Consider the following 6,345-nt stretch of genomic DNA (forward strand, 5'->3'; position numbering starts at 1 on the left):
CCGTAACTGGTCAAGGTCGTCAGCACGTCCTCGTGGCCGAGGTTCTGACTCCAAGCCTTGAGTTGCTCCGGCGTCAGCTTGAGCGCGAAGGCACGCTGCACGAGCGTCTTCCGGAAGCTGTGGGGGTTGTAGTAGGGCAAACCGCCCGCTTGAAGGCAGCCCTGAAGACATCGCGCATCGGTCCGGCGCTCAACCAGTGTTTGCGCAGGACGCGGCGCGCACAGATCGCGATCGCCGCAGCGCGTGCGTAAAGGGCGGCGCAGTGGGGGCGACTAGGCGTCGGGATTCGCATCGGGCAGTTCATTGCGGTAGAAACAGTGGCGGAGGCAACCCCATGAAAGCAGCACGCTCCAGTGCATCGTCACCAGCCAGCCGGGTTCCGAAAGCACCACTCGTGGCAACGCGCTTTACCGTGCGCGTTCCGAAGGATAGGAGGCTCACGCTTGCCATCCCGCTGGAGATCGAGCCTGGCGAAGCGGAGGTAATCGTCCTCCATCACGGCGCGAAGCCCGCCCGTAAACGTGAGCCGCTGGCGAGGATTACGCACCATCCAGCCTTTGGACTCTGGGCCAAGCGTGCAGAGGCGGCTGACCCTGTTGCGTTCGTAGAGGAGCTCCGCCGCCGCGTCATGGAGAAGCGGACGGCGCGATGATTATCGACACGACCATCCTGGTGGACCTGCTGCGCGGCTCGACGAAGGCGAGGACTTTTCTCGGCCGCGTACCCCCTGCGGAGAGGATGGTTTCTGCCGTCACGGTAGCGGAGCTCGTCGAGGGTTGCCGCAGCCGCCGAGAGGTTGCAGTACTGGATCGAGAGCTTCATCTATACAAGATCGTCTGGATCGACGAACCACAATCGCAGCTCGCTGATCGTTGGCACCGCCGCTTCCGACTGAGCAAGGGCATCGGCTACCTCGATTGCCTGATCGGCGCCGCCGCGTTCTGTTCGTCCGCGACGTTGGCAACGCTCAATGAGAAGCACTTCCGCATCCTGCCCGGCATGTCCGTCTCCCGGCCATACTGACCGCCCCGCGCCTCGCGAATCACCTTGGTCATGACTCCTGGTCAACAAAGAGGTCCTTCCAGCGAAGGCAACCGTGCCCCCGCCAGGGTCCGGTGCCTCGATACGCCGCCAGACGAAGGCGGCTACTCGGCATGAACGGATTTGTTTGTGAATCATTTGGAGTCCAAATTCCGCTCGCCCCGAGTACCGGCTCCTTTTGGGCCGTGTCTCGAGGGGCACCCTGCCTCGACCCCAGTCGGGCGCGACAATGACAGGTCCCTGGGACCCCCGCAACGGGGTCTGGAAAGCAGTACTTTCGCATGTCGCAACGATGGAATGTGCCGCGCTGATCTGGATGAGCAGCGATTCCCCCGCAACCTGAGCAGCCCCGGGTCTTTGGTGCGGAAGGTCATGAAGTCGACAGACCCGCCGATCCGCCAATGCGGCAGATGGCGTCGTTTCCCACCTTACACCTCGGTTGCCGGGAACGCCCCCAGCGCGAACTTGCCCGGCGCTTCCCGCCGTCATGTGACCCCGACAATGTGGACAACGTCGCGGAATGGTGAGAGAGGTATCATCTGTTCACCCCGTCGCCGGTGAACCTCGAAGACCCAGTCGTTCTCCGCAATCTCTCCGAGTTGGCTGTCGGCAAAGTGCTGTACGACGCCTTCAAGACCGCCATCAACGCGCTCACCATTCAAGTAGCCGGCACGACGCGCATCGAAGATCGAATTCGTCTGCGCGAGACGCGCCCCTTCCGTACCGAGCCGCGGCCTTATCTGGCGGCGAGCAAGTCCATCTTCACCAAGACCGTCGGCGAAGCCCATTCCGGCGGCTTTGAGCTTTCCTTCGCGGCCTTCCTCGAAGCAGCCAAGGATGTGGCCGCGTTCGCCAAGAACTACCTCGCGATCGGCTTCAAGCTCGACTACGTGAAAGCCGACGGCGACCTCTCCACCTACACGCCCGATTTTATCGTCCGCACCACCGACGGCGTGATCTGGATTGTCGAAACCAAAGGCCGTCAGGATCTCGACCTGCCGCAGAAAATGGCGCGGCCGAAACAATGCTGCGCCGACGCCACCGCCGCCAAGGCCGCCGAAGACGGTTTCTCAGGCCAGCGTTACGATTTCGCTTTCGCGGATCAGCACGGCTTTGAAAAGCACGCGCCGAAGACCTTCGCCGCGCTCGCTACGAGCTTCACGGAATACACAAGGATGACCATGAGCGATCGAATTCAGACTCCCGAACCTCGCATTGCGTTGTTCCAGCGTAAAGAAGTTCGCCGAACCATTCACAACAACGAATGGTGGTTCGTCATTACGGACGTGATCACGATCCTGACCGATTCGGTTGATCCGTCGCAGTATCTCAAGCGAATACGCCAGCGTGATCCCCAGCTGAACGAGGCTTTCAAAGGGGGGGTGCAACTTGTACCCGGTCGCCCCTTGCCCTGGAATGTTCTACTGACGGCGATCCTCAGAAGATTCTCTGCTGGAACACGGAGTCGGGGAAGTCGGCGAGCTTCTTTGCGAGCTACTGACGGCAGGAGCGCCCCGCACATGGCGGGCCGATCTGAGCGTGTAATAGCGGAGCTGATGATCCGCCCACCGAAGCGGATTTTACTTCTCCAGCTTGTCCTTGTTGGTGACTCGCACCTTCATCGGGCTGGTTGAAGGATCCTGCTGGGTGATGCTCTCTTCTTCCTCATACCCGGCGACGTTGCCATTGGCATCGTACTTGGTCGTGTAGGAATGATGGTAGATCGGCGGCGTGCATCCCACTGCGAGCGTCGAGACCAGGAGTAGTGCCATCGCGAAGAGCTTCAGGTGCATGATCGTTTTCCCCTTTCGAGCTTCGGCCGCCTGGCTCTCGTACCGAACTGGCCCCGATCCAAGGAACCAGGCGTGCAATCAGTCAAGTTTCACCAGCAGAATTCTTACCTTGGTATCACTTCAGATGTCAAGGACGAACCTCCGGCGTGTCGTAGGTCAGTGATTCTGTCCGCTCTAACGCGTCAGTGATTCTGTCCTCCCCCTCTGGGGTGGCGTTGGTGGGGATCTTAGGCGGGGAATGGCAGGCGTTCTGTTGCCCATCCGCACGATCTCCTCGAACGCAGCACCGATCGAGATGGCGAGTTGGTCAGGCGTCCGCAGAGTTGGCGGGATCTCGCCCGCGCTGATGAGCCGTATCCTGATTCTCATTGGCTACGGGTACGAGATCCGTTCAGTACGAGATCCGTTCATTGACAGGCGTCGGCCCTTCCAAGTAACTGATGCTGCACTGCGCCTCGCGCTATCGCGGCAAGGGGTCGTGCGACGGTGGCTTGGGGGGATGATGTCTGGCAATCACTCCGACGTTGAGAAGCGGCTCTGGGATGCGGCCGATGAGCTGCGGGCGAACTCGAAGCTGAAGTCGTCGGAGTATTCGGTCCCGGTGCTCGGGCTGATCTTCCTGCGCTACGCCGACCAGAAGTTCTCCGAGATGGAGAAGACGCTGGCCGCGGCCAGTACGGGGCGGCGCAAGATCGGCAAGACCGACTACCAGGCCAAGGGCGTCCTCTACCTGCCGGAGCCGGCGCGGTTCTCGACGCTGCTCAGGCTCACCGAGGGCGACAACATCGGCAAGGCGATCAACGACGCCATGAAGGCGATCGAGGAGGAAAACGAGGACCTCAAGGGCGTCCTGCCGCGGACCTACACCTCCCTGGAGAACGCCACCCTGGTCGAGCTGTTGAAGCTGCTGGCGTCGATCCCGATGGACATCGAGGGCGACGCCTTCGGGAGGATCTACGAGTACTTCCTCGGCAAGTTCGCCATGTCCGAGGGGCAGAAGGGCGGCGAGTTCTTCACCCCGACCGCCATCGTCAAACTCATCGTCGAGGTGATCGAGCCGTTCCACGGGCGCATCTACGATCCGGCCTGCGGCTCGGGCGGCATGTTCGTCCAGTCCGCCCGCTTCGTGGAGAACCACAAGAAGAACCCGAGCGCCGAGATCATGGTCTACGGCCAGGAGAAGACCGCCGAGACGGTCCGGCTGTGCAAGATGAACCTAGCGGTGCACGGCCTGTCGGGCGACATCCGCGAGGCCAACTCCTACTACGAGGACCTGCACCATGCACCCGGCCGCTTCGACTTCCTGATGGCCAATCCGCCCTTCAACGTCGATCGGGTCAACAAGGAGCGCATCAAGGACGACAAGGACCGCTTCCCGTTCGGGATGCCGAGCGTCGACAACGGCAACTACCTCTGGATTCAGCTCTTCTATTCGTCGTTGAACGACACGGGGCGCGCGGGCTTCGTGATGGCGAACTCCGCCGCCGACGCGCGCGGCTCCGAGTTGGGGATCCGCAAGCAACTAATCCAGTCGCACGCCGGGGACGTGATCATCGCCATCGGCTCGAACTTCTTCTACACGGTGACGCTGCCTTGCACGCTGTGGTTCCTCGACAAGGGCAAGCAGGCTCCGCCTCCCTCTCTCTCTGGGAGAGGGTCAGGGGTGAGGGCTCCCGACACGGTGCTCTTCCTCGACGCCCGCCACATCTACCGCCAGATCGACCGTGCACACCGCGACTTCACGCCCGAGCAAATCGAGTTCCTCGCCAACATCGTGCGCCTGTACCGCGGCGAGAAGCCCGAAATTACGAACGGCAGCAATGCCCTGGTCGCCGAGAAGTTTCCAGAGCTGCGCTACGCCGACGTCGCGGGCCTGTGCAAGGTGGCCACACTCAAGGACATCGAGAATCAGGGCTGGAGCCTCAATCCAGGCCGCTACGTCGGAGTTGCCCCCGGCGATGCCGTCAGCGACGAGGACTTCAAGGAGCGGCTCGAGGTCCTCAACGAGGAACTCGAGTCGCTCAACGACCAAGCCCGCGGCCTCGAAGAAGCAATTGCCCACAACGTTGCGGAGATCTTGAACGCATGAGCAGGGGGTGGAGCAGAGCCAAACTTGGCGACGTGTGCCGCGTTGTCCCTGGCTTCGCGTTCAAGAGTAGTGACTGGACCGATCACGGCATCCCGGTTGTCAAGATCAAGAACATTAGAGGCGACAGCTCGGTTGACCTCACGGAGGTCGATTGCGTACCCGAGTCGTTGCTTACACCGAAGCTTCAGAAGTTCGTGCTCAAGGATGGTGACATTCTCGTCGCGATGACCGGTGCGACCGCTGGTAAGGTAGGCAAGCTCCGTGCTCAGCGTCCCGTTCTGTTGAACCAGCGTGTCGCCAAGATCGAGCCGGTAGGCGCACACCCTGAGTTTGTCTGGGCAATTGTCAGCACCGAGGAGTGCCAGAGAACATTCTTCCATCTCGCCGATGGCGCGGCGCAACCGAACATGAGCGGTAGCCAAATCGAGGGCGTCGAGGTTCCGCTCCCCCCGCTCCCCATCCAACGCCGCATCGGCTCGATCCTCTCCGCTTACGACGACCTGATCGACAACAACACGCGGCGGATTACGATTCTGGAGGAGATGGCGCGGGCGCTGTACCGGGAGTGGTTCGTCCACTTCCGTTTCCCCGCCTCCGCTCAGGCTACGGCGGGCAGGCCCGGCCATGAGCAGGTCAAGCTGGTCGACTCGCCCCTCGGGAAGATCCCGGAGGGGTGGGAGGTCGTGAGCTTCGTCGAAGTCGCGGACGTTCTCAGTGGCGGCACACCTAGCACCAAGGTTTCGGAGTATTGGGACGGGAGCATCCCCTTCTTCACACCTAGAGATGCTACTTATTTATTCTACGTCGGCGAAACCGAGAAGTCGATCACGGAACTCGGCCTCGAAAACTGCAGCAGTCAATTGTACTCCAAGGACACGGTGTTTATTACAGCTCGCGGGACGGTCGGCAAGGTCGTAATGCCACCCGTCGCCATGGCTATGAACCAGTCGTGCTACGCGCTCCGCGGGAATGCCGGCATCGACCAGTTGTACGTGTTCCTCCTGACCCTAGATCAAGTCGACTACTTGAAGAGAAACACGGGCGGCGCGACCTTTGACACGATCGTCGTGGAGACGTTTCGTCGGATGCGAGTTGTCCGGCCATCTATCCAGCTGATCTCCGATTTCGCGGCGCTGGTGAGGCCGGCTTTTGAATTCACCCAGGCTCTTGCAGCTAAGAACACAAACCTCCGCGCCACCCGCGACCTGCTGCTTCCAAAACTGATCTCCGGCGAGATTGACGTGTCGGCCCTGGACATCGCGGCGCAGGAGGCGACAGCGTGACGAGAGCCGCCGCTTGGCAGCCGCGCTATACGCTGACGCCGGCGGTCGCGCGTGGGCTCATGGACATCGAGGCGGCGCGCGCCGTAGTGGAGCAGCACCCGCTGCCGCCAGCCGCCGAAGCCGAGCTGCGCCACCGGGC

At 61.6% G+C, this 6,345-nt stretch carries 6 protein-coding genes; 5 read left to right on the plus strand and 1 reads right to left on the minus strand.

The genetic code is table 11. The features are described 5' to 3' along the window. The first annotated feature begins 334 nt into the window (after positions 1-334). The 3 genes from VF515_10160 to VF515_10170 all read left to right on the plus strand — a co-directional run bounded on the left by VF515_10160 (position 335) and on the right by VF515_10170 (position 2,675). Entirely contained in the window at positions 335-652 is a 318-nt protein-coding gene (locus VF515_10160; GenBank protein HEX7407997.1) for a hypothetical protein, read from the plus strand. After that, the gene (locus VF515_10165) at positions 649-1,023 is read left to right on the plus strand and encodes a type II toxin-antitoxin system VapC family toxin (GenBank protein ID HEX7407998.1); all 375 of its coding nucleotides are present in this window, start codon (positions 649-651) and stop codon (positions 1,021-1,023) included. Before VF515_10160 ends, VF515_10165 begins: the two co-directional genes overlap by 4 nt. 575 nt (positions 1,024-1,598) lie before the next feature. Beyond that, positions 1,599-2,675, plus strand: a complete 1,077-nt coding sequence (locus tag VF515_10170) for a hypothetical protein (protein HEX7407999.1) — start codon at positions 1,599-1,601, stop codon at positions 2,673-2,675. Here the strand turns inward: VF515_10170 and VF515_10175 are convergent. Further along, positions 2,622-2,834: a hypothetical protein gene (locus VF515_10175; protein HEX7408000.1), complete on the minus strand. Its 213-nt coding sequence runs from the start codon at positions 2,832-2,834 to the stop codon at positions 2,622-2,624. The genes VF515_10170 and VF515_10175 overlap by 54 nt on opposite strands. Before the next feature lie 502 nt (positions 2,835-3,336). On the opposite strand from VF515_10175, the gene VF515_10180 reads away from it, so the two are divergent. Both VF515_10180 and VF515_10185 read left to right on the plus strand, forming a co-directional pair. Next, positions 3,337-4,923 (plus strand): class I SAM-dependent DNA methyltransferase, encoded by a 1,587-nt coding sequence (locus tag VF515_10180; protein HEX7408001.1) that lies wholly within the window; start codon positions 3,337-3,339, stop codon positions 4,921-4,923. Beyond that, entirely contained in the window at positions 4,920-6,206 is a 1,287-nt protein-coding gene (locus VF515_10185) for a restriction endonuclease subunit S (GenBank protein ID HEX7408002.1), read from the plus strand. The genes VF515_10180 and VF515_10185 overlap by 4 nt, the downstream gene beginning before the upstream one ends. The last annotated feature ends 139 nt before the right edge of the window (positions 6,207-6,345 follow it).

The organism is Candidatus Binatia bacterium, assembly GCA_036382395.1.
Taxonomy (GTDB): domain Bacteria; phylum Desulfobacterota; class Binatia; order HRBIN30; family HRBIN30; genus JAGDMS01.